Here is a 24,438-nt window from a genome sequence, read left to right on the forward strand (position 1 = left end):
TCCTTAAAACGCGCGGGACGCGAAGTGTTGAATTCGGCACGGATTATACCGAACTCTTGCTATCGCGTCCCGTAAAGAAGGTCAACGTGCGGTCAAAAGAAGCCCTTCGCGACCAGGCAATGCTTCGGGCCCTGCGACAGAGCAAAGCAAACCGCCGGGGACCACAAGACGCCCACCGACACGTGCGTACATGAAACCGTCTGTACGACTGGAAAACGGTGTTTTGTCACCTGTTTCGCAATCAAGAACATAGCCCAGTTCCTGACCTGCTTTTACATGGACACCGGCATCGACGGAAAACACGATCATCCCGCCATGGGTTGCCGTTACGCGATCAACACCTGCAAGCGGTGTGGCCGTGCATTTTGCCTGGGGCAGGGGGCCGGGATCACCTGCGATAACGCCACGACGTTGCAGGAATGCAAACAGGTTCTTCGCATCCTGACTGGCAAGGTGATCATAAACGTCCTGTTCACCGCGCAATTCGATTGTGGTTGAAAGTGTTGCCATCGGGATCGGAAACTTGTCGCCATAAACGCGGCGCAATTCGACCCAGGGGCGGCTGAAAGCTTCGTCGAACGGGTTGGCGCCGCTTTCTTCGGCAATCAGGCAGGCTTCTGCACCGATTTGAGCCGATAGATCTGCTGCATCCGGCCAGCTGGAATCGCTGGTATAAAGATGCATGGCTGCTTCCCAGTCGCAATGCAGGTCAAGAACATAGTCCGCATCAATTGCCAGTTCCGCCAGTGTCAGACGCAAATCCTCAAGATCGGTCAAAGGCCCTGCATTGCTGCGGTGTTCCTTGATCAAGCGACGAAGTTCGACACGCGCACATTCAACATTGACATCCGGATCCTGACCAAGCTTACCATCAACAGCCGCAATCAGTTCCTTACACAGGTCGGGATAGTGACGGTTGAAGTTCTGTCCGGTGCGCATTTCAAAACGCCCGAGCGGTTTCATATCAACATACTGGGTGAAACCGATCGGATTGGCGAACGGTACAACCACGATTTCACCGTTGATCTGGCCTTTTTCTTCGGCAGCTTTCAGGAGCATTTCCAAATGGTGCAGGGCGATTACACCAGGGAGCTCGTCGGCATGAAGGGCTGCCTGCAGATAAGCTTTTGGTCCTTGCCCGACTTTGCCATAGCGACGGACGGTAAGCGCGCGGGCAGTACCCATTTGGGGGCGAATCAGTTCAATGCGTTCTTGTTGCATGATATTCCTGTGGGAGTTGGTGGTGGCATTATCAACAGCACTTGCAAACTACTGGGTTTTGCATGGCTGGTTGGGGCGCGTGGCCCCCTAGCGATGCTTTATCGCTTCTGGGGGCAGGCACAAAAGGCTGAATCAAATATGTCCGCCAGCTTTGGCCGGAACGGATTTTTTTTCTTTCCGGTTTTCGTTTCGGCGAAGGTGCTTCTCGATCCCCTTGAAGCCAAAGGTGAGAACGTAAACAATGATCAGGTAGATCACGCCGGCCGAAATAAAGGCTTCATATGGCAATGCAGTGCGAGCAACAATTTTGCGCGCGGCTCCGGTTAGTTCCATCATTGTCACCGTTGACGCCAGTGACGTTGCTTTAAGCGTGAAAATTACATCGTTGGTGTAGGCGGGCCAGATAATCTGCCACATACGCGGGAAGATGATCCGGCGATAAATGATGGCGGGGGCCATTCCGCACGCGCGCGCCGCCTCAATCTCGCCATTCGGAACGTTCTGTATGCCGCCACGCATGATCTCGGCCATATAGGCCGCCGTGTTAAGAACAAACGTCAACAGACAGTACCAGTAAGGATCACGCAGATACGTCCAGGACCAGTGATCCTGAATACCATCAATGCTGGCGATCAGCTGCCCGCAGCCATAATACATCATGAACAGCTGAGCAATTAGCGGCGTGCCGCGAAACACATAAATAAAGGCAAACGGAAGAGCCTGAACCCAGATCAGCTTTGACACCCGCGCAATCGCAAGCGGAATGGCAAGCAAGGTGCCAAAAACAACCGAAACGACAAGCAATTGCAGGGTCAGAAGGAAGCCCTGCCAAAGCCATGCATCGTACTTGGTAAGGACGTATATCAGATCTTCAAACATCGATCACGCCCTCGCAATGCCGCGGGAAGCCCGCTTTTCAAGTCGATTGAAGACAAATAGCGATACGGTGGTGAAGGCCAGAAACATTGCCATGGCGACCAGATAAAACGTAAAGGGCGCTTTTTCTGTACCCGCACCGACCGCGGCCTTACGCAGGATTTCTTCGACGCCCACGACGGATATCAATGCCGTATCTTTGATCAGAACCTGAAACAGATTGTTAAGGCCGGGCAGGGCAAATCGCCAGAGCTGCGGCAATTTGATGCGAATGAATATCTGCGTGGGTGTCATGCCGCATGCGGTTGCCGCTTCTATCTGGCCAAGTGGAATGGACTGCATTGCAGCCCGGAATACCTCGGATGCAAAGGCCCCCTGAACAAGCGCAAGGGCAGCAACCCCCGACCAAAATGCAGGAATGTCAACGCGAACCGCCTCACCGCCGATCAGTTCGGCGAGGTTCTGAACGGCAATTGTACCGCCAAAATAGATCAATAAAATAACCAAAAGCTCGGGAATGCCGCGGATAAGAACGGTGTAGCTTTCCCCAATTATCCGAAAGCTCCGGTAACGTGACAATTTTGCCGAAGCGCCCAGCAAACCAAGAATAATCATGAATGGCAAAACGGTGAGGCAAAGTTGAACTGTAACCAGTCCCCCTTCAAGCATCTGCCAACCGCGGCCGTATAAATCAAACATGGTATCTCCTGCAAACCTTCATGCCACATCAACGTCGGGCAATAAGGGAAGGGCGGCACAGAGGTGCCGCCCTAAACTGCTTTCCGATCAATTCGGGTGTAGGTTGATTTCTTCGAAATATTTTTTGTTGATTTCCTGATAGGAACCATTAGCAAGCATCTCAGCCAGTGCCTTGTTCAGGATTTCCTTCAGGTCCTGATCTTCTTTGCGAATGCCGATACCGGCACCCTCGCCAAAGAATTCTTTGGGAGCAAAAGTATCCGACACGAAAGCATAGCCTTTACCTTCATCGGATTTGACCCATTCAACGAGAACACCGGAATCGGCCAGTGTTGCATCAATGCGGCCAGCCGTAAGATCAAGCAGGGCATTGTCCTGCGTGTCATACATACGAATTTCGGCGTTCGGGAAATTGTCTTCGAGGAATGCAGAGTGAGTGGTCGAACGCTGAACGCCTATTACGAGACCATCAAGCGCGTCTTCGACAACCGCGCCATCTTTCCAAGCCTCGACAGACATGCCTTCCTTACCAACAAAGACTGCCGGTGTGGTGCTGTAGTAGTTGGTGAAGTCAATGGAACGTTTACGTTCTTCGGTGATCGACATCTGGGCGATAATCGCATCGTATTTTTTCGCCAAAAGACCCGGAATGATCCCGTCCCAGTCCTGGGCTACGATTTCACATTCGATACCAGCCGTTTCACAAAGTTTTACCGCGAAATCGACGTCAAACCCCTGCAGTTTGCCATCCTTGTCGACATAGTTGAACGGAGGGTATGCACCTTCGGTTGCGATGACGACTTTTTCCCAGGCTGCACTTGCTGCCGATGCACTCAGTGCGACACCCATGGCTGCAGCGGTTGCAACCTTGATCCAGTTTTTCATTCATAGTCTCCCTTGTTGTTGAGAACAGGCCGTGTCGACACTGTCCTTTTCGGAAGGTTCTTTAAGGGAACCGTCCTTTCCAGATCAGAAATCTCGCTGAAGGAATTGCTTCATGCGCTCTGATTTTGGATTTTCGAAAACTTCTTTCGGGGCACCAAACTCTTCGACCAGTCCCTGATGAAGATACATAACGTGGCTTGATACGCCTTTGGCAAATCCCATCTCGTGGGTTACAACGAGCATGGTTCGGCCTTCTTCGGCAAGGCCCGTCATAACGTGCAGAACCTCGCCAACCAATTCGGGGTCAAGAGCCGATGTCGGTTCGTCAAACAGCAGAACTTCGGGCTCTATCGCCAAAGCACGGGCAATGGCAGCGCGTTGTTGCTGTCCGCCGGAAATATGGCCGGGATAATAGTCGCGGCGTTCATACATCCCTACTTTGTGAAGCAGTGCATCAGCACGTTCTATTGCTTCTGTTTTGGGAATGCCAAGAACATGCACCGGTGCTTCGATCACGTTTTCAAGAATGGTCAGATGGCTCCAAAGATTGAAGCTTTGAAAGACCATGGCTAATTTGGTGCGAATGCGTTGAAGCTGTTTCTTATCGGCGGGCTCCTGACTTCCGTCTTTCAGGCCGCGCATTTTGATCAGTTCGCCGTGGACATGCACGGCACCGGAATTCGGTGTTTCAAGAAGGTTGATACAACGCAAAAAGGTACTTTTGCCAGAACCGGACGAACCGATGATCGAAATCACGTCACCGGTATTCGCGGTCAGATCAATACCTTTGAGGACTTCATGCTCCCCAAAGCTTTTGAACATCCCTTCGACCTTTAGGGCGGGTATGTTTGTGCTCATATCGAGATAAAAAGTCCCCTGTTGAAAGTTCTTGTTGTGTCGGGCCAGTCCGATCCGCATCAAATCGATGCTTCACCCCTTTGGACAATCCCAATCACATTTTCCCCTGAATAATTGCCTGTCTGGGCACCGTAATTCTACTGATTTTTTGCAGTTATATGAAGAAAACGGTCGTCACGGCATTATATTTGGTCGGGCTTTGGAAAGCTTGGCAAATATACTGCTGTGCCAAGTGGTTTTACGCAATAAAAATTCCCGCCATTGCCAAGGGCACCGAATCACCCATGGATCTGCAGTAAATTTTTGCACATAAATCTTGGCGATTTGATTTTCGACCATTTTTACGGCAGCCAAATGGCAAATTAAAAGCCTGCACCATGATTAACACACGATGCGGGGACCAATTATGACAAAGGGTCAATTGTCGCGAACCGTTTTAAGGAAGCCAATCACTTCCTGACGAAGCTTTCCAGCCAAAGCCTGCATTTCATTTGACGACTGCAAAAGGGCACGGGCTTCGTCACTGACCATGGTAGAAGCATCGGAAACTGCCGATACGTTACGCGAAACATCCTGCGTTCCCGATGCGGCTCGTTGCACGCTATCTGCAATTTCCTGCGTCGCAGCTCCCTGTTGCTCAACAGCCGCGGCGATCGCATTGCAGAACTCGTTAATCCGTTCGATTGTTGTGGTGATATCGCCGATCTCTGTTACCGAGCGGGTAGACGAGGACTGTATGCCATGGACCTGCGTCTGAATGTCGCCGGTCGCCTTGTCTGTCTGATTGGCAAGAGATTTGACCTCGCCGGCGACAACGGCAAAACCTTTGCCTGCATCTCCGGCGCGAGCAGCTTCGATGGTGGCGTTCAGGGCCAAAAGGTTTGTCTGCCCTGCAATATCTTGAATTAAGCCGACAACCTTTCCAATCCGTTCTGCTGCATCGGCAAGCTCCGTAATCGTCTGGCTGGTATTATTCACACCGTCAACTGCCATGCTCGCAACCTGGATCGATTGCGTAACTTGCGCTGCGATTTCCCTGATGGCGGCAGATAATTCCTCGGTGGCGGATGCGACGGTCTGAACGCTTTCAGTCGTCTCGGCTGCGGCTTTGGAAACGGCAGCTGCCCGCGCATTGGATTCTTCGGCACTTGCTGTCAGCTGTTTGGCTACATGCTGGGTCTGCTCGGACGCATGTGCGACAGTTTCAACGATCGAAAGGACATTTTTCTCGAAATTGTCTGCCATTTGGTTGAGTGCGCGTCTGCGTTCCTCCGCCAGCCGTTTTGTGGCGGCCTCGTTCTCTTCGGCAAGGCGTTCCATTTCGATAGCATTGTCCTTGAATACAACAACAGCAGCAGCCATTGAACCGATTTCATCCTTGAGTTCGGTACCCGGTACTTCTACGCTGCGATCACCATTTGCAAGGCGTGTCATGGCATCTGTCATGCTTAGAACGGGTCTCGATACCCATTGGCGCACCAAAATCCCCAGAAGTCCCATTATGGCAAGGACCGCGATAATGGCTGTGATAACGGATGTCTGCCGGAAGTTTGTCAGTGACAGGTAAGCAAGGTCACGGTCGATGGCAAAGCCAAGGTACCAGCTTACGGCAGGCAGACCTTCAACCTTGAAGAAAGTGAAAATTTGATCACCACTTCCATTCAGGACGTCATCTATGCCTTCCTGAACAGTCGGGGTACTCTCCGGAAAGGCTTCTGCAATTGGTTTGAGGGTTAAATTGGTATCAGGATGGATCAGGATAGTTCCTTGGTCGTTAACCAGAAATCCGTACCCGATCCCGCCCAGATCAACGCTCCGCACCAGTTCCCCCAAGGTGGTGATGTCAATATCTCCCCCTACGACGCCAACGATTTTCCCATCAGAAGAAACCGGTGTAGTCGCTGTCACAATCAGCTTTCCAGTTGAGGCATCCGTATAAGGTTCGGTAAGCGTACTGCCACCTGCGGTAACTGCGTCCGAATACCATGGTCGTTTACGTGGATCGTAATCGGCAGGCAGTTCGTCCGGTGGAAACATCAGCATTTCTCCAGATGCACTGCCAAAATACGAGAACATGAATGTATTGGCGAGGGCAGGGCGGCTGACCAGATCCTTCACACTGTCACTGTCATTCTTCCGGGCAATGTTTTGCCCAAGGCTCTCTACCAGCAACTTTCGGCCCTCAATCCAATTTGCGATCCCGGTTGTTGCCAGAGAACCCGTTTCAATCAGCTTGGATTGAAGTGAATCCTGAATTGCAGATCTTTGTTGAAGGTCGAAATACAGAATGAATGCCACAAATGTGGTCACAACAATCAGTGCCGCTGCCAAAAGAATACGGCTGCCAATATTCAGTGACATCAGGTTTTCTCCGCTGATACACTCCACCCTGTTTTATCAGGTTGGCATCATGTACCCCGGTTACAAGAGAACTTAAGCACCCCAAATATTAGTAAAAGGCGTTTGATTTTATCTGGCTTAATCGTGTGATTGAACTGAACCGACTCATGCGTGCGAATAAACGCGATGACAAACACTTGTCTTAGCGCTGTTCAAAATTCGGCTAATAATAAGGGAGGTGGCGGAGAGACAGGGATTCGAACCCTGGGTACCCGTAAAGGCACGCCGGTTTTCAAGACCGGTGCATTCAACCACTCTGCCATCTCTCCGCATTGTGGTGGCGGTTATCGCCCTGCGCGCTCTCAATAAATTGCCGGGATGCACCTGTCAATATGCCAGTGCCGGCTTTGTTAAATTTCTTAGGGGGGTAATTTACGCTCAGGCATGCTCGAGACATTTAACAAGTCTTAACGTGTAAGACGGTATCAGCATTATGAAGCGCACAAAATGAGTGCAGATACAAAGATGACAGGATCCCCTTTCAAACTGATTGGGAATTTTAAATTGAACCGGCACGAGGCGAGCAAAATGAATTATCGGACCATCGGGACTTTAGCGTCAATTATTGGCATGCTCGTGACGGCTTCACCTGTTCTTGCTCAAACCAATACCGATGAATTACCGGCCTTTACGACCGAGGGTTTTGATGTGTGGCTGGCTGATTTCAAAAAGGATGCCGCGTCAAAGGGCATTTCCCAATCTACATTGGATGTTGCCTTTGCAAACACACAGCCGATCCCGAAAGTTATCGAGTATGATCGCAGCCAGCCAGAATTCAAACTGACCTTCGAACAGTATTTACAGCGTGTGGTCCCGCAGTCTCGAATAGATGAGGGACGCCGCAAATATGCCGAGAACCGTACCGTCATTGATGCTGCTGCCAAGAAATACGGTGTTCCGGGGCATTACCTGACGGCGTTCTGGGGAATTGAAACCGGGTTTGGACGTCATACTGGTGGATATTCGGTTGTTGACTCTCTCGCAACCCTGGCCTTTGAAGGTCGGCGCGCAGAATATTTCCGCACTGAACTGATCAATGCGCTTAAAATCATTGATGCAGGACATATCGCGGCAGAAAAGATGGAAGGGTCCTGGGCCGGTGCCATGGGGCAGGCGCAATTTATGCCCTCTACCTTCCTGAATTATGCGCGCGATGGAAATGGCGATGGAAAGATTGATCTTTGGGGTGCCAAGGAAGACGTGTTTGCCTCTGCTGCGAATTATCTGTCGACCGTTGGCTGGAAAACGGATGAACGCTGGGGCCGCAAGGTCAGCATTCCCGAAAATCTTGATAAATCAATGACAGGGCGCGAAATTCGCAAACCGATCAGCGAATGGCAGAAGCTTGGTGTGCGGATGCCCGACGGTTCCAGCCTGCCATCAGCCGATATGGAAGCCGCAATTGTCATTGTAAATGACGGTGTCGGACCTGCTTATATGGTTTATAACAATTTCCACACCATCATGCATTGGAATCGATCTACCTATTTTGCAATTGCAGTTGGTACACTTGCTGATGCGATTGCGGGTCGCTAGTTATTCTGGATTTATCAAATACAGGTTCAATATCTGGACGGGGACAACTGAATGCCGAGAAACGCGCGCAAGGCGCTTGTACAGGGCTGGAACAAAGGCCGTTGGGCTGCTGGTGCACTTGCCATGACCGTTTTATTGGCCGGTTGTGCTGAAACGCAACTTGCTGTCCATGGCGTCAAACGTATTGGAGGCTCCCAACAGCAGGCACCAGTGCAAGTTGGCTCTTACAAAATTGGCAATCCTTACGAGATAGCAGGGCAATGGTATTACCCGGCGGCCGATTACGAGTACAAGGAAACCGGTATTGCATCCTGGTATGGCCCGAAATTCCATGGCAAGAAGACCGCGAATGGCGAAATCTTTGACCAGTACGAGGTATCTGCAGCCCACCGTACACTTCCAATGCCAAGTGTGGTGCGTGTGACCAATCTTGAAAATGGACGCTCGCTTAAGGTGCGCATCAACGATCGCGGACCGTTTGCGCATAGCCGTATCATTGATATGTCGCGCCGCGCCGCCCAACTTCTTGGGTTCGAGCAAAAAGGAACGGCCAAGGTTATGGTTGAAGTGATCGAAGATGAAAGCCGGCAGATGGCTGCAATTGCGCAGGGTAAGGCTGCGCCTGCTGTGACAGTAGCAGAACAGCAGACTGTTTCCGCAGCCCCCCGCGATACGGTGGAGACGGTTCAGCTTGATAATGACGGGCCGATTACGGACAGCGGGGAACCAACAAAGTCGACCATCCGGTTAACGCCGCCAGTTGAGAAGAGAGCAACCACACAATCTGTTGAGCAAACCGCACTTGACGGTACGGTTGATGAGGGCGAAGTCGTCAGGGTTGAGCCTGTTTCACCGTCTTCAATCTATGTGCAGGCAGGTGCGTTTTCTGTTTATGACAATGCCCTTAACCTTCGGAACCGCCTGTATGACATGGCACCAAGCAAAATAGAGCCGGTTGACGTAAAGGGAACCACCTTTTACCGCGTTCGCCTTGGACCGTTAAATACCGTTCCGGAAGCTGACATTTTGCTCGAGCGGGTCATTGCCACGGGGCAAAATGGTGCAAAAGTTGTCGTCGAATGCGCCGATGGCGCTTTGCAAAGCAGCGTTTCAGGTTGCTAGGAATTTGTCGAAAAGTCGAAGCGGTTGCACAATTTTGCCGGATTTGCGACATAGAGACCGATCTTTGTCCGCCGCAGCAACGGCGGTACGATTTTTGAATTTAAAGAATAAGGTTAGGACGTTATGAGTTTGATGCCGCCAATTCCGTTCAAGACAAAACTGAACCGGGTAGTGGCCGGGGCCGCGATATTCGGCTCGGCCATGGCGATATCCCTGACCAGTGCATACGCCCTCGAGACAACTGCACGCGAAGCCTATCTGATGGATTTCGACACCGGTACGGTCTTGCTTGACAAGAATGGTGACGCGCTTACCGAACCGGCATCAATGACCAAAATGATGACGGTTCATATGCTGTTTGATCGCATCAAAAGTGGCAGCGTATCGCTTGATGACACGTTTCATGTTAGCGAGAAAGCATGGCGCAAGGGCGGATCGAAAATGTTCGTCGAGGTAAACTCCGATGTTTCGGTCAACGATTTGCTGCATGGCATTATTGTTCAGTCGGGAAATGACGCCGCCATTGTCGTCGCCGAAGGACTGGCTGGAACCGAAGAAGCCTTTGCTGAGGAAATGACCGCCGAAGCCCGCAAAATCGGTATGACAAAATCCGTGTTTAAAAACGCAACCGGCTGGCCAGATGAAAGCCATCTGGTCACGGTGCACGATCTCGCTATTCTTGCACGCGACACCATCCGGAATTTTCCCGAGCTTTATAAGCTCTATGCCGTAAAGGAATTCACGTATAACGGTATTCGCCAGCCAAACAGGAATCCGCTTTTGGGCACCAGTGCCGGCGTGGATGGCATGAAAACCGGTCACACTGAAACGGCTGGCTATGGCCTGACCGCGACAGCAGAACGTGATGGTCGACGCCTTATTCTTGTGGTGAATGGTCTGGGTTCCGTACGTGAACGCCGGACAGAGTCCCAAAAATTGCTCGATTGGGGCTTCCGCGAATTTGACAATTACGACCTGTTTGATTCCGGCGAAGTTGTAAGCTCAGCCAACGTCTGGCTTGGTTCTGAAGCAAAAGTCGATCTGGTCACCGATCAGGACATTCTTTTGACTCTGCCGCGCACCAATCGTGACGACATGAAAGTTTCGGTCGTTTACGAAGGCCCAATTCCGGCTCCAATTGCTGCGGGACAGCAGGTTGCAACGCTTAAAGTCGAACTTCCAGGCGGAGAGCCGCATGAATTCCCACTTTACGCGGCAACCGAAGTTGATCGCCTTGGCTTTATTGGTCGCATCGGTGCGGCAATCAAATACCTGCTTTGGGGAGCAAACGGGTGAGTGTGGTGCCCGGTTTATTCATCAGCTTTGAAGGTGGTGAAGGCAGTGGCAAAACAACCCAGATACGTCGGCTTGAGAGCTGGTTCAGTCAGCGCGGACGCGCCGTTGTCGTAACCCGAGAACCCGGTGGTTCACCGGGAGCTGAGGAAATCAGAAATCTTTTGCTCACCGGCGACCCGGGACGTTGGGATGCCGTGACGGAGGCGTTGCTGATGTTTGCATCGCGTCGCGACCATGTTGAACGCACCATTCGCCCTGCACTTTGCGAAGGCAAGGTTGTACTGTGTGATCGCTTTGCCGATTCCTCAGTCGCCTATCAGGGATATGGTCATGGTCTTGGCGCAGAATATATCCGCAATCTTTGGCACGTCGCGATTGGCGATTTCAAACCTGATCTGACACTTATTTTTGATCTACCGGTTGATGTCGGTCTGAAACGGGCGGGGGCTAGATTTGCCAATGTTAGTGCGGCAGAAGACCGCTTTGAGCGTATGGGATCAGATTTCCATCAACGGCTTAGACAGGGCTTTATCGATATTGCCCGTGAAAATCCGGAACGCTGTAAAATTATCGACGCCGACAGTGACATCGATACCGTTTCCGAACGCATGATTTCGGCGGTTTCTTCCAGATTATCCGCGCAGGGGATCGGATAATGGCTGTTGATGATCAGGAAGAAAACGGTACTTTCCCAACGCCCCGTCGCAATGGCCATTTCGTAGGTCATGACGACGCTGAAAAGACCATTCTGGACGCTTGGAACAGTAAACGCATGCATCATGCATGGTTGTTATGCGGCCCCCGCGGGGTCGGCAAGGCAACACTCGCCTATCGTATGGCGCGTTTCGTTCTTTCTGGTGGCAATGAACAGGGCGGCGGGTTGTTTGGAGATGCTCCCGAAGGACTACATGTTGATCCTGAAAACCCTGTTTTCCGTCGGATTGCAGGGGGTGGGCATGGCGATCTCAAGGTTATTGAACGCCAGTATGACGAAAAGAAAAAGCGTCTGCAGGGGGAAATTACCGTTGATAGCGTTCGTACGGTTGGCAATTTCATGTCAAAAACCGCTGCCGAAGGCGGCTGGCGGATTGTCATTGTCGATGCTGCCGATGAATTGAACCGGAACGCGGCCAATGCGATTCTCAAGGTTCTTGAAGAACCGCCTGCGAACGCAATGATGATCCTGGTTGCGCATCAACCCGGCAAGCTTTTGCCGACGATCCGATCGCGCTGTCGCCGTCTTAATCTTGGTGTTCTTGAAGACCATCAGGTGATCGATCTTCTGGGGCGCTATTGCTCGGACCTTGATCTTGATGACCGTGATGCGTTGTCTGGTCTGGCAGAAGGCAGTATTGGCCGGGCATTGCAACTGCACGATGTTGGCGGGCTTGAGTTTTATACCGAAATGGTCCGTTTGCTCGCGGCATTGCCGGATGCGGACGTGCTGGCACAGCATAAATTTTCAGAACGGTTTTCCCTGGCGGATCGTGATGCCGCCTTTGCCACGGTGACGAACCTCCTGCATTGGTGGCTCGGTCGTCTGATACGCTTTGCGGCAACAGGGCAGGCGCCGCGCGAAGTGATTACGGGGGAATTGCCCGCGATGCAGCGCATGGCCGCTGCGCAACCGCTTGATCAATGGATTGAGGTGTGGGAAAAGATCAGCGAACTGATGAGTGCCACGCGTGGTTTGCATCTTGATCGCAAACAGGCTCTGCTCAATGCGTTCTTCATGCTTGAAGAAACCATGCGAAACTGAAAAAAGCACCAATCAACCGGAATTATGACCATAACGGCCCATTTCGGGCCGTTTTGTTTCACGACTTGCGCGAAGGATTTGCGATCATGACCGGGCACAAACAGCCCTATTACATCACAACACCGATCTATTACGTTAATGACAAGCCGCATATAGGACATGCCTATACCACGCTTGCCTGCGACGTTCTGGCCCGCTTCAAGCGCCTGGACGGTTATGACGTGATGTTCCTGACCGGCACCGATGAACATGGCCAGAAGGTCGACAAATCGGCTGCGGCCAAGGGGATCGATCCGCAAACCTTTACCGATCAGGTCTCGCAGAATTTTCGCGATCTTGCCGTTCATATGAATTATTCAAATGACGATTTCATTCGCACGACCGAAGAACGCCACAAGAAAGCCTGTCAGGCACTCTGGAATACATTGCTTGAAAAGGGCGAAATTTATCTTGGCTCTTATGACGGTTGGTATTCCGTTCGCGATGAGGCGTTCTACGGCGAAAAGGAACTGATTGAAAAGGATGGGGAAAAGGTTGCACCAACCGGTGCCCCCGTCGAGTGGGTTTCCGAGCCCAGCTATTTCTTCAAGCTGTCCGCCTGGGGCGATCGCTTGCTGAAATTCTATGACGACAATCCCAGTTTCATTGCGCCACAGTCACGCCGTAACGAGGTGATCAGCTTTGTAAAGGGTGGCATGCATGATTTGTCGGTATCGCGGACCAGCTTTAAATGGGGCGTACCGGTACCGGGCGACGAAGATCATGTCATGTATGTCTGGCTTGACGCGTTGACCAACTATCTGACCGCGATCGGTTATCCGGATGCGGATCCGGCGAAACTTGCAAAGTTCTGGCCTGCAGATCTGCATATGGTTGGCAAGGATATCCTTAGGTTCCATGCTGTTTATTGGCCAGCATTCCTTTTGGCCGCCGGGATCACGCCGCCGAAACGGGTCTTTGCGCATGGCTGGTGGACCAATGAGGGGCAGAAAATCTCTAAATCGCTTGGAAATGTGATTGATCCCTACGACCTTACAGATCGGTATGGTTTGGATCAGACACGTTATTTCCTGCTGCGCGAAGTTCCTTTCGGTAACGACGGTGACTTCTCGCATCGTTCGATGGTCAACCGCATGAATAGCGAGCTGGCCAACGATCTTGGCAATATGTGCCAGCGCGTCCTTTCGATGATCCACAAGAATTGCAACGCTTCTGTCCCGACCGCAGGTGACTTTACCGAGGCTGATCAGGCCATCCTTGGCAAGGCCTATGGCATGCTTGATAACGTTCGTCCGCTATTTGATGCACAGGCATTTCATAAAGGCATCGAAGCAATTTGGGAATTGGTTGGTGACGCGAACCGCTACGTCGATGAAATGGCTCCTTGGGGCTTGAAGAAGACCGACCCGGCGCGCATGGAAACTGTCCTGTATGTCCTGGCCGAAGTCATTCGTCATGTCGGTATTCTGGTGCAGCCGTTGATGCCCGCATCTGCTGCCAAAATCCTTGACCAGCTTGTTCTGCCGGTCGATCAGCGCGGATTTGAACAGCTTGGCGCAGATCACGCCCTGGTCTCAGGCTCCGAACTGCCAAAGCCGGAAGGCGTATTCCCGCGCTATGTCGAAGCCGAAGACGAAGGAGAGAAGGCATGAATGTCGCACTTGTCGACAGCCACTGCCATCTGGATTATCCCCAGTTTTCCGAAGACCTTCCGGGCACAATTGAACGTGCCAGGAATGCTGGTGTCGGTATGATGGTCAGTATCGGCGTCAAGCTTTCGACTTTCGAAAATGTTCGCGCCGTCGCTGCCAAAGCTGACCACATTTACTGCACGGTCGGTGTCCATCCGCACGAGGCGGGCGAGGAGGGGCTTTCATCACCTGATCGCCTGATCGAAATGGCATCCGATCCGAAGATTATCGGTATCGGCGAAAGCGGCCTTGATTATTATTACGATCATGCCCCCCGCGAAGCACAGCGCCAAAGCTTTCGCGCCCATATTGCCGCATGTCGCGAAACCGGTCTGCCATTGATTGTCCACACACGTGACGCAGACGATGACACGATGGATATCCTTGAAGAGGAATATGAAAAGGGGCCGTTTACTGGTGTCATTCATTGCTTTTCAAGTTCGGCGACGCTGGCGCAACGTGCCTTGAAGATTGGTTTTTATATCTCGTGCTCCGGGATTATTACCTTCAATTCCGCAAAAGAAATCCAGGCAGCGGTCGCTGATGTTCCGCTTGACCGTTTGCTTGTGGAAACCGATGCGCCATATCTGGCACCAGTCCCGAAGCGCGGTAAACCAAACGAACCAAGCTATGTCGCACATACAGCGGCAAAACTTGCTCAGATCAAGGGCGTTGATGTTCAAGAAATAGCTCGGATAACCAGCGATAATTTCTTCACACTATTCAAGAAAGCTGATTGCAAGAATCTTCTGTCCCTGGAGGCAGGCGAACAGTGACAAAAATCACCATTCTGGGCTGCGGATCATCAAACGGTGTCCCATCCGTTGGCTTGGGATGGGGAAAGTGCAATCCGAAAAATCCGAAAAACCGTCGTCTGAGAAGTTCAATCCTGATCGAGCAGGCAGGTAAAAAAATCCTGGTCGATGTGACACCGGATTTTCGTGAGCAGGCATTGCGCCATGACATCAATCATGTTGATGCGGTGCTGTTCACACATGCACATGCAGATCATGTCCATGGCATAGATGAGCTTCGCTGGATCAATGTCGCGATGCATCGACCGATCAATATTTACGCGTCTGCCGAAACCATCTCTGACATTGATCATCGTTTTGCCTATGTGTTTGAACCATTGGCCAACGGCACAGACTTTTATTACAAACCTGTGCTGATCCCGCATGTGATATCCGGGCCGTTTGAAGCGGCAGGGGTTCCGATAACCGTTTTCCGTCAGGATCACGGTTACGGTGAAACACTTGGCTTCAAAGTTGGGAAATTTGCCTATTCAACGGACGTGGTCAATTTCCCGGAAGAATCTCGAGAACATCTTTACGGGCTGGATGTCTGGGTTGTTGATTGCCTTCGTCATAAACCGCATGCGACGCACGCACATCTTGAAAAGGCATTGCAGTGGGTTGAGGAATTCAAACCCAAACAAACTTACTTCACGCATATGAGCATTCTTTTTGATTACGATGAAGCAATGGCAGATACGCCGGATCATGTCGCGCCAGCGTATGATGGGCTGGTTATTGATCTGGATTGAAGGACGGAAAGGTTGCTCATTCTCCTACACTAAAAAGTTCTATAATATATATTATGACAAATTAAACGTTATCTGTTTAATGAGAAAGTTCAGTCAAGCTGTTGTTATAAAACATAATACTTTTTCATGATTGGCGTTGTTAAATTTCTGCTCGACTATCATCGTGACACATTCCAAGCTTTTCTTTTTGCGCCTGTCGTCTGTATTTTCGTACGCGAACCTCTTGGCTGCAGTGCAGACCAATCAATGAGCGGATCTGGGTGGTTCACCACCCTTCTCTACGATTACCTCATGATCAAGCAGTGGTGCGACGTCATAGTCGCTGGCGTCCATCATACCGGAGACACGCTGCAGGGCTGCGATGAGGAAGCTTTGCTCCCACTCGTCAAGCGCCTTGAACTTATCAGAAAACCGATCATGAAGTGCCATTGGTGCACGACCCAGAACATTTCGACCATGCTCGGTCAATTGCACAAAGACCTTTCGTTTGTCTGTATTTCCGCGCGCACGCATCACGAGGTTCATCGCCTGAAGCCTATCGACAAGCGCCGTTGCGGAAGCCTGGGCAAGATTGACCTTCCCGGCGATTTCCCCAACGGTCATTTCCCCGAATTCTTCAAGAGACTGGAGGACAATAAGTTGCGATGTCTTGAGGCCGGTGACTTTTCCAAGCTTTTTGGCGTGAATGTCGCTGGCACGTAAAATGCGTCGAATTGAAATGAGCGCTTCGTGCAACTTGTCCATGCGGCAATTTCCGGAATTTGTTGTTCTGATTTGACCAACTAATACCCCATAAAACTGATACTCTGCAACGTTTTCCGGACTCTTTACATAGATGATCGAAATATATTTCAATCGAAATCCGTTGTATCATCTATGCAAATTTCTTTGATTCCCCCATAAAGCGAATGGGCCCACAAAAAATAAAATATCAAATGATATCAATGTATTGAGAGATATCACGATTTCATCACAGAGCGCATGTTGACCTTTTTGCATCGATATTCTATATATTTATCGCGACATGAAAGATCGTGTATCGAAATAATAGAGCAGATAGACCGATGAAAATTGCCACCACAAACGGCAATAACGGCCGTAAAGCCAATTTGATGATCCGGAAACCCAAGGCCACAGACGGTGCAGCAGTCAATGAATTGATTGCTGAATGCAAGCCGCTGGACGAAAATTCTGTTTATTGCAACCTTTTGCAATGTTCGCATTTCGCAGATACCTGCGTGATCGCAGAACTTAACGGCGAGCCCGTAGGGTTCGTTTCCGGCTACATTGTTCCGGAAAATCCGGAACGTCTGTTTATCTGGCAGGTTGCCGTTTCACCAAAGGCGCGCGGCCTGAAGCTTGCGAAGTCCATGATTCTTGAAATACTTGATCGCCCGATTTGCCATGACGTAACCGAACTGCAGACGACCATCACGTCGTCGAATGCACCGTCACAGGGTGTTTTCCGTTCCGTGGCACGCGAACTGGAGACCGAGGTCAAACGCAAGGTCCTGTTCGAACGCGAAACGCATTTCGATGGCGCATCCGCAAGTGAAATACTTTGGCAGATCGGCCCGTTCGAGCGTGAGGACGTTGCGCGCGTAGCAGCCTGATCGCCAGATCATCATTTTCCTGCTTTCTGCTGTCATTTAGTTGGAACAAACCGGCTTGCCCGGACGTTTGCTATGACAGGACCATTTTTTTATTTTCCCAATCAAAAGAGGGAATTATGACTGTATTTGATCGTCTTGAATCGGAAGTCCAGAGCTATGCTCGCTCCTTTCCTGTTACCTTTGAAAAAGCGGAAGGTGCTTGGCTGACCGATACCGATGGCAAACGTTATCTCGACTTCCTTGCTGGTGCAGGTAGCCTTAACTATGGGCATAATCACCCTGTGTTGCAGGAAAAACTGATCGATTATATCAAATCGAACGGCATTACTCATGGCTTGGATATGCACACCAAGGCCAAGGCTGCTTTCCTGAATGCAATGGAAAGCAAAGTCCTGAAACCACGCAACATGGATTATAAAATCCAGTTTACCGGCCCAACCGGTACCAACGCGGTTGAGGCGGCCCTTAAGCTTGCGCGCCGTGTAAAAGGACGCGAAACCGTGATTTCATTCACCAATGGTTTCCACGGTGTAACACTTGGTGCACTGGCAATTACAGGTAACGAGCATCATCGTGGTGCTGCCGGGGTATCTCTTGATAATGCCGTGGCGGTCCCCTTCGATGGTTACATGGGTGACGGTGCCGACACGACTGAATATCTGGACCGTGTTCTGGGCGACAATTCAAGTGGTATCGCCCTGCCAGCTGCCATCATCGTTGAAACCGTTCAGGGCGAAGGCGGGCTGAACGCTGCTGATTTTGACTGGCTGAGAAAGCTGGAACAGGTCTGCCGTAAGCACGATATCCTGCTGATCGTTGATGATATTCAGGCGGGTTGTGGCCGAACAGGCACCTTCTTCAGCTTTGAGCCAGCCGGGATCAAGCCCGATATGGTGACGCTTTCTAAATCGCTTTCGGCTTATGGTTTGCCGCTGGCGGTTGTTCTGATCAAACCGGAATATGATGTATGGCATCCGGGTGAACACAATGGCACGTTCCGCGGCAATAACCATGCATTTGTGACGGCGGCGGCTGCACTTGATCATTTCTGGTCGGATGACAGGTTCGCTAGCGATATCCGAGACAAGGCCGACTTCCTTGGCAAGCGCCTTGAACAGATTGCCGAACGCTATGGCGATGGGAAAATCTATCGCAAAGGTCGCGGCTTGATGCAGGGTATCTGCTTTGAAAGTGGCGAGGTCGCATCCAAGGTTACCAAGGAATGTTTCGCGCACAATCTGGTTATCGAAACCAGTGGCCCGGAAGACGAAGTCGTCAAATGCCTGGTGCCCTTGATCATTTCCAAAGAAGATCTGGCCCACGGCCTTGATATTCTGGAAATGGCGACCGCCAAGGCAATGGACAAGGAAATTGTTGCACCAAAGGCTGCTGCTGAATGATTTTATCTGGGCGACATCACGGTGTCGCCCTGCCCCACGGTTCTAATTAAATCAAAGAGTTATACATGATTGTTCGTACACTGAAAGAATGTGAAGCATCCGGTCGCCGTATCGTCGCCGATAACTGGGAAAGCACTCGTCTGTCGCTTGCTGATGATGGCATGGGTTTCTCGTTCCACATCACCACGATCTATGCCGGCACCGAGACCGAAATTTGCTACGCCAACCATTTCGAGACCGTGTATTGCATTTCTGGTAATGGCGAAGTCGAAACCATCGCGGACGGCAAGAAATACAAGATCGTGCCTGGCACAGTTTACATACTCAATAAGCACGATCGTCATTATCTGCGTGGTGGCACTGAGGATATGGTGGTTGCCTGTGCGTTCAACCCGCCGCTTAACGGGCGCGAAACCCACGATGAAAACGGGGTTTACCCGCTTGATGGTGATGCACTCGCCAGCTAGGGCTTTTGCTTTGGGGCGGCCATTACGGACCGCCCCAAGCTTTGAATGAATAGACTTTTCAAGGAAACGCCCCCAAAGGAGGCAACATGCTTTCAGCCCAGAAAAAGACTGTCGCAAAAACGGACGCTGGGCATAGCGTTCACAAGATCGGCGGAACATCGATGTCGCAGGTCAATGCCGTAATGGACAACATCCTTGTCGGCAATCGTAGCGATGAAGAACTTTATAACCGCGTTTTTGTGGTTTCGGCTTATGGCGGTTTCACTGACATGCTGCTGGAAAACAAAAAGACCGGTGAAGCCGGCGTTTATCAGCTTTATGCGGGTTCGGAAACCGATTGGGCATGGGGCGATTCCCTGACCAAGGTTTCTGAAAAGATGTGTGCGATTAACGAAGAAATCTTTGGCGATGCGCCGGAGCTCAAGCTGGCAAATGCATTCGTTCAAGAGCGTATCGAAGGCACGCGCAGTTGTCTGATGGACCTGCATCGCCTGTGCAGCTTTGGGCATTTCAAACTTGAAAAGCATTTGCTGACTGTTCGCGAAATGCTCAGCGCGATTGGTGAATCGCATAGTGCCCACAACACCATGCTGTTGCTCCGTGCCAAGGGTGTTAATGCTGTTTTTGCCGACCTTTCTGGCTGGCGTGAGCCGGAAGCATCAACGCTTGATGGCCGTATCGAAAAGGTATTTTCCGATATCGACATCGCCAAACAGCTTCCGATTGCCACTGGCTATGCCCAGTGCAGCGAAGGTTTGATGAGCATCTATGGTCGCGGATACAGCGAAGTAACGTTTTCGCGTATCGCCTGCCTGACACAGGCCCGCGAAGCGATCATTCACAAGGAATTCCACCTGTCGAGTGCTGATCCTCGCATCGTCGGTGAGGATGCCGTGCGTCCGATTGGTCGCACCAGCTATGATGTCGCCGATCAGTTGTCAAATATGGGCATGGAAGCCATTCATCCGCGCGCAGCAAAGGGGCTGCGTCAGAATGATATCCCACTTCGTATTGCCAATACGTTTGAGCCGGAACATCCGGGGACCGTCATTGACGATCATTGGGACCCGGATGACAGCCGTGTCGAAATCGTGACTGGCGTACCGACAGCATTCGAGATCGAAGTGTTCAATCAGGACATGGTTGGTGTTGCCGGTGGTGAAGAAACAATTCTGAGTGTCCTGAAACGCTTCAAGGTTCCAACCGTCACCAAGAACCTGAATGCAAACACGATCACGCATTATGTATCCGCACCGCTTAAGCAAATCCGCCGCTGTGTGGATGAGATCGAAGAGAAACAACCCGAAGCGAGTGTGAAAACCCGCAAGGTTGCAATTGTTTCTGTGATCGGTGCCAATATTGATCAGCCGGGCCTATTTGCCCGTGCGGTTGGCATTCTTGACGCCGACGGCATTGAACTGGTCGCCAGCCACTATCCAAGTCGCCGTGTTGATCTTCAGTTCGTGGTTGCCGAAGGCGACTTCAACAAGGCAATTAAGGCATTGCATCGGGGGCTTGTCGAAGGCAAGCATAGCAAAGCTGACGATAAAAGCGTTGCCAAACCCGAAGAGCGTGCCGCAGCCTGATTAAATCAAGCGGCAATTACAAATCGAAAACCGCCAGTCATCTTCTGGCGGTTTTTGTTTTGCCTTGCTTTTCCGCGAGCTTGCCATGCAGGGTATGTCGCGTTACGACAGAATGAACAAGTCACAACGAATAAGCAGGACATTACGGACATGGCGAACCATAACAGCAAGGCAATCAATGCATTACTGGATGTCATGGCCAGATTACGTGATCCCGATGGCGGCTGCCCTTGGGACCTGGAACAGAATTTTGCGACCATCGCCCCCTACACAATCGAGGAGGCATATGAAGTTGCCGATGCGATTGCCCAGAATGATATGAGCGAACTGCGCGAGGAACTTGGCGATCTGTTGCTTCAGGTCGTTTTTCATTCGCAGATGGCCACCGAAGAAGGTCATTTCACCTTTGAAGATGTCGCAAACAGCATTGTTTCGAAAATGATTGATCGTCATCCGCATGTCTTTGGCGATGGTGATGCCATAAACACGGATGGTGTCAATCAGACATGGGAAAAGATCAAGGCCGAAGAACGTGCGCAAAAGGCTGAAACAAAAGGGCAGCAACGCCATAGCGCCCTTGACGGTGTGGCAAGCGCCCTGCCCGCGCTGATGCGTGCCGAGAAACTGACGAAACGGGCTGCGCGTGTGGGGTTTGACTGGCCATCCACGGATGAAGTTTTTGATAAACTGCATGAAGAAATCGGCGAGCTGCAGGCCGAACTGACTGAAAACCCTGATCAGGATCGGATTGAGGACGAACTCGGTGACATGCTGTTCGTCATGGCCAACCTGTCGCGCAAGCTGGGTGTTGATCCCGAAGTTGCCTTGCGTCGCGCAAACCACAAATTCACACGACGTTTTCATTTCATCGAAAACGAATTGGCACGCGACGGGCGAAGTGCAGGGCAATCCGATCTGGAAGAAATGGATGCGCTTTGGAACGCCGCCAAACAGGCGGAGCGCAATAGCGGTTGAAGGATAAAGAGCGAAAACTACTCGAACAAAGGCAGCAATAACTCGTTCATTTCCGCCCAAAGTTCAGGTGAGGATGCACACAGTAAACCTGGCGCATTGCCATTGGCGTGATATTCATTCGATCTGTCAGCGGTGATATATTTGGCAACACCACCAGCCTCCCGCACAAGCAAGGTGCCGGGCGCATGATCCCAGGGTTTCAGGTTGCGATAGGCGCAGAAATCAAAAAGTCCCCGGGCAATTTCCTGATATTCGGCCCCACAACAGGAATAGTGGGCAATCTCGTCAAAGAAATCGATATGACCATAATGCTTGCGAATACGATCACGCGCGAACGAGATCAGAAATCCCTTGGCATCTTTGGCTGCCTGAATGTCTGAGCGAACCCGGACGGGGGTGGCATTATGATACGTCCCCGCCCCTTTTTCCGCGACAGTTGCCGAACCCTCAATAGGGTCAACGATCCACGCAGCAATAGTTTCGCCACCGTGATAAAGGGCAACCATGCAGCGAAACGGCTGTTTGTGGTGGGCGAAATTTTTGGTGCCGTCTACCGGATCGATGATCCAGATCGGGGCATCTTCACCAAACACACGTTCCGGCAGTTTCGGGTCGGCATGCGCGGCCTCTTCACCCAGTGCGACACTGCCGGGCAAAAGATCGCAAAACCTCTTTGTTAGAACACGTTCTGCCTCGGTATCCGCAATCGTTACCAGATCCATTGCATGGGTTTTGGTATCGATATCGCCTTTTTGCAGCTGCCCAAAACGCGGTGCGATCTCTTCTGCCGATACTTCGCGGATAATCTCAGTCACCTTATCCATATCGACACTAAGCACACCTTGTTCCTTTCCAGTCTGAGTTCTAACAGGCAATTCTAGACCAAATGCAGATCAAACCCGGATTTGGCGCACCAATCTTCGAAACGACCGACGCGACTGTCATCAATTCTGACCTGCACCGAAATGCCGTCCTCACCGTCAATCCGTTTTAGCACTTCGCCCTGTTCATAGAGCCGAGCCAACGCCTTGCCATCCGAATAAGGGACAAGCAGCTCGAAAACAGGCATGTCTTCGGTCAGCCTATCCTCGATCAGAGCCAGCAACGCATCACAGTTGGTGCCTTTGATCGCTGATATTGCAATCGTATTGGCATTACGTGCCGAATATTCCTGCACAGCGGTCAAATCTTCGCCTTCAAGCTGATCGCATTTGTTCAGCGCCTCGACCAGCTCTTCGCCGTCAATTGCCTTTTGCAGACCAAGCGCTTTTAGAACTTCCAGCACGTCAAGCTTCTGGGCTTCCGCCTCGTGCGAGGAGGCATCACGCACATGCACGATCAAGTCAGCTTCGAGAACTTCTTCAAGTGTCGCCCTGAACGCTGCCACAAGATCGTGCGGCAGGTCTGAAACAAATCCGACAGTATCGGACAGGATCACCTTGCGACCACTTGGCAGTTCAAGACCGCGCATGGTCGGATCGAGGGTTGCAAACAGCATATCCTCGGCAAAGACGTCCGAAACGGTCAACTGGTTGAACAGCGTTGATTTGCCAGCGTTGGTATAGCCGACAAGTGCCACAATCGGATAAGGAACGCGTCGACGTGCCTCGCGATGAAGTTCGCGTGTCCGCTTGACTTCCTCAAGCTCACGGCGAAGTTTGGCCAGCTTGTCGCCAATCAAACGACGGTCGATCTCGATCTGGCGTTCCCCAGGACCGGCAAGGAACCCGCGACCGCCACGCTGGCGTTCAAGGTGCGTCCATGTGCGAACCAGACGGGACTTTTGATAGCTCAGCAACGCCAGTTGAACCTGCAGGCGCCCTTCACGGGTGCGCGCACGATCAGCAAAGATTTCAAGAATAAGACCGGTCCGATCAATAACCTTGCATTTCCATTCCCGTTCCAGATTACGTTGCTGGATCGGGGAAAGCTGGCCATTGATCATGACAATGTCGGCTTCTTCGGCTTTGATCTGATTTCCAAGGCGTTCAACGACACCGGTCCCAAACAGGGTGGCCGGACGTGTCTTTGCTATGGGCACAACCTCTGCGCCCACAACTTCAAAATCCAGTGCGCCGGTCAGGCTGACGGCTTCTTCCAGTCGCGAGGATGCGTCGCGCCAAGATCCAGCTTGATCCGCACGTTTCAGTTCCGGATGGAAAACGAGGACCCGGGGGCTGTCATCGTCGCCGTTAGCCCCCGCAGTCAGAGATTCATCAGCTATTTTCTTCGTCCGTCGCAGGCTGGCTCGGATCAAACAGTTTAATCGGTGTCGTCGGCATTACCGTCGAAATCGCGTGTTTGTAAACGAGCTGGGTGTGAGCATCGCGCCGCAGCAAAACAGAGAAATTGTCAAACCAGGTAATAATGCCCTGCAATTTGACTCCGTTGACCAGAAACACGGTAACCGGCGTTTTGTTTTTACGGCAATAATTCAGGAATACGTCCTGAACATTTTGTGATTTTTCCGCCATTGGTTAGACCTAGCCTTCTTTTATGAGCGTTTTT

At 51.4% G+C, this 24,438-nt stretch carries 23 protein-coding genes and 1 tRNA gene; 13 read left to right on the plus strand and 11 right to left on the minus strand.

All coding sequences use genetic code 11. From position 1 onward, the window contains the following. Nucleotides 1-81 precede the first annotated feature (81 nt). The 7 genes from TH3_RS09860 to TH3_RS09890 all read right to left on the minus strand — a co-directional run bounded on the left by TH3_RS09860 (nt 82) and on the right by TH3_RS09890 (nt 7,208). Entirely contained in the window at nt 82-1,221 is a 1,140-nt protein-coding gene (locus tag TH3_RS09860; protein WP_007089579.1) for a succinylglutamate desuccinylase/aspartoacylase family protein, read from the minus strand. Between the two features lie 132 nt (nt 1,222-1,353). Beyond that, a complete protein-coding gene (locus TH3_RS09865) occupies nt 1,354-2,100 on the minus strand; it encodes an ABC transporter permease (protein ID WP_007089578.1) in 747 nt (248 codons plus the stop codon). A 3-nt stretch (nt 2,101-2,103) separates the two neighbouring features. Next, nucleotides 2,104-2,796 (minus strand): ABC transporter permease, encoded by a 693-nt coding sequence (locus TH3_RS09870; protein WP_007089577.1) that lies wholly within the window; start codon nt 2,794-2,796, stop codon nt 2,104-2,106. Between the two features lie 87 nt (nt 2,797-2,883). After that, nucleotides 2,884-3,681, minus strand: coding sequence for a transporter substrate-binding domain-containing protein (locus TH3_RS09875; RefSeq protein ID WP_007089576.1), 798 nt, complete (start codon nt 3,679-3,681; stop codon nt 2,884-2,886). Nucleotides 3,682-3,765: 84 nt separating this feature from the next. Beyond that, nucleotides 3,766-4,539, minus strand: a complete 774-nt coding sequence (locus TH3_RS09880) for an ABC transporter ATP-binding protein (protein WP_007089575.1) — start codon at nt 4,537-4,539, stop codon at nt 3,766-3,768. A gap of 417 nt (nt 4,540-4,956) precedes the next feature. Beyond that, entirely contained in the window at nt 4,957-6,900 is a 1,944-nt protein-coding gene (locus TH3_RS09885) for a methyl-accepting chemotaxis protein (protein WP_007089574.1), read from the minus strand. Between the two features lie 218 nt (nt 6,901-7,118). Beyond that, nucleotides 7,119-7,208, minus strand: a tRNA-Ser gene (locus TH3_RS09890). Nucleotides 7,209-7,467: 259 nt separating this feature from the next. On the opposite strand from TH3_RS09890, the gene TH3_RS09895 reads away from it, so the two are divergent. From TH3_RS09895 to TH3_RS09930, 8 genes are all read left to right on the plus strand, one after another. After that, on the plus strand, nt 7,468-8,475 hold the full coding sequence (locus tag TH3_RS09895) for a lytic murein transglycosylase (protein ID WP_040060829.1): 1,008 nt from the start codon (nt 7,468-7,470) through the stop codon (nt 8,473-8,475). Nucleotides 8,476-8,526: 51 nt separating this feature from the next. Next, on the plus strand, nt 8,527-9,597 hold the full coding sequence (locus tag TH3_RS09900) for a septal ring lytic transglycosylase RlpA family protein (RefSeq protein ID WP_007089572.1): 1,071 nt from the start codon (nt 8,527-8,529) through the stop codon (nt 9,595-9,597). A gap of 123 nt (nt 9,598-9,720) precedes the next feature. Beyond that, nucleotides 9,721-10,893: a D-alanyl-D-alanine carboxypeptidase family protein gene (locus tag TH3_RS09905; protein WP_007089571.1), complete on the plus strand. Its 1,173-nt coding sequence runs from the start codon at nt 9,721-9,723 to the stop codon at nt 10,891-10,893. Beyond that, a complete protein-coding gene (tmk, locus tag TH3_RS09910; RefSeq protein ID WP_007089570.1) occupies nt 10,890-11,549 on the plus strand; it encodes a dTMP kinase in 660 nt (219 codons plus the stop codon). The genes TH3_RS09905 and tmk overlap by 4 nt, the downstream gene beginning before the upstream one ends. Next, a complete protein-coding gene (locus TH3_RS09915; protein ID WP_007089569.1) occupies nt 11,549-12,652 on the plus strand; it encodes a DNA polymerase III subunit delta' in 1,104 nt (367 codons plus the stop codon). The genes tmk and TH3_RS09915 overlap by 1 nt, the downstream gene beginning before the upstream one ends. A gap of 86 nt (nt 12,653-12,738) precedes the next feature. Further along, on the plus strand, nt 12,739-14,304 hold the full coding sequence (metG, locus tag TH3_RS09920; RefSeq protein WP_007089568.1) for a methionine--tRNA ligase: 1,566 nt from the start codon (nt 12,739-12,741) through the stop codon (nt 14,302-14,304). Continuing rightward, on the plus strand, nt 14,301-15,119 hold the full coding sequence (locus tag TH3_RS09925; protein ID WP_007089567.1) for a TatD family hydrolase: 819 nt from the start codon (nt 14,301-14,303) through the stop codon (nt 15,117-15,119). Before metG ends, TH3_RS09925 begins: the two co-directional genes overlap by 4 nt. Continuing rightward, nucleotides 15,116-15,889 (plus strand): MBL fold metallo-hydrolase, encoded by a 774-nt coding sequence (locus tag TH3_RS09930; protein WP_007089566.1) that lies wholly within the window; start codon nt 15,116-15,118, stop codon nt 15,887-15,889. The genes TH3_RS09925 and TH3_RS09930 overlap by 4 nt, the downstream gene beginning before the upstream one ends. A 243-nt stretch (nt 15,890-16,132) precedes the next feature. Here TH3_RS09930 and TH3_RS09935 read toward each other — a convergent pair whose 3' ends face one another. Continuing rightward, nucleotides 16,133-16,744: a MarR family winged helix-turn-helix transcriptional regulator gene (locus TH3_RS09935; protein WP_233421869.1), complete on the minus strand. Its 612-nt coding sequence runs from the start codon at nt 16,742-16,744 to the stop codon at nt 16,133-16,135. Nucleotides 16,745-16,953: 209 nt separating this feature from the next. On the opposite strand from TH3_RS09935, the gene ectA reads away from it, so the two are divergent. The 5 genes from ectA (at nt 16,954) to mazG (ending at nt 21,930) form a co-directional block, all read left to right on the plus strand. After that, nucleotides 16,954-17,502: a diaminobutyrate acetyltransferase gene (ectA, locus tag TH3_RS09940; protein WP_007089564.1), complete on the plus strand. Its 549-nt coding sequence runs from the start codon at nt 16,954-16,956 to the stop codon at nt 17,500-17,502. A 116-nt stretch (nt 17,503-17,618) separates the two neighbouring features. After that, on the plus strand, nt 17,619-18,902 hold the full coding sequence (gene ectB / locus TH3_RS09945) for a diaminobutyrate--2-oxoglutarate transaminase (protein ID WP_007089563.1): 1,284 nt from the start codon (nt 17,619-17,621) through the stop codon (nt 18,900-18,902). 65 nt (nt 18,903-18,967) lie between these two features. After that, nucleotides 18,968-19,369 carry an ectoine synthase gene (locus tag TH3_RS09950; protein ID WP_007089562.1) on the plus strand — a complete coding sequence of 134 codons (402 nt, stop codon included), beginning with the start codon at nt 18,968-18,970 and terminating at the stop codon, nt 19,367-19,369. Nucleotides 19,370-19,455: 86 nt separating this feature from the next. Continuing rightward, nucleotides 19,456-20,955, plus strand: coding sequence for an aspartate kinase (locus tag TH3_RS09955; RefSeq protein WP_007089561.1), 1,500 nt, complete (start codon nt 19,456-19,458; stop codon nt 20,953-20,955). Nucleotides 20,956-21,105: 150 nt separating this feature from the next. Further along, nucleotides 21,106-21,930, plus strand: a complete 825-nt coding sequence (gene mazG, locus TH3_RS09960; protein WP_007089560.1) for a nucleoside triphosphate pyrophosphohydrolase — start codon at nt 21,106-21,108, stop codon at nt 21,928-21,930. A gap of 17 nt (nt 21,931-21,947) precedes the next feature. On the opposite strand, the gene TH3_RS09965 is transcribed toward mazG, so the two are convergent. From TH3_RS09965 to hfq, 3 genes are read right to left on the minus strand one after another with little or no spacing between them, the layout of a single operon-like run. Beyond that, entirely contained in the window at nt 21,948-22,769 is an 822-nt protein-coding gene (locus TH3_RS09965; RefSeq protein WP_233421870.1) for an inositol monophosphatase family protein, read from the minus strand. Nucleotides 22,770-22,807: 38 nt separating this feature from the next. Then, nucleotides 22,808-24,187 (minus strand): GTPase HflX, encoded by a 1,380-nt coding sequence (gene hflX / locus TH3_RS09970; protein ID WP_007089558.1) that lies wholly within the window; start codon nt 24,185-24,187, stop codon nt 22,808-22,810. Further along, nucleotides 24,147-24,404, minus strand: a complete 258-nt coding sequence (gene hfq / locus TH3_RS09975) for an RNA chaperone Hfq (protein ID WP_007089557.1) — start codon at nt 24,402-24,404, stop codon at nt 24,147-24,149. Before hfq ends, hflX begins: the two co-directional genes overlap by 41 nt. Nucleotides 24,405-24,438: the final 34 nt, after the last annotated feature.

Origin of the sequence: Thalassospira xiamenensis M-5 = DSM 17429, from assembly GCF_000300235.2 — a bacterium.
Taxonomy (GTDB): Bacteria; Pseudomonadota; Alphaproteobacteria; order Rhodospirillales; family Thalassospiraceae; genus Thalassospira; species Thalassospira xiamenensis.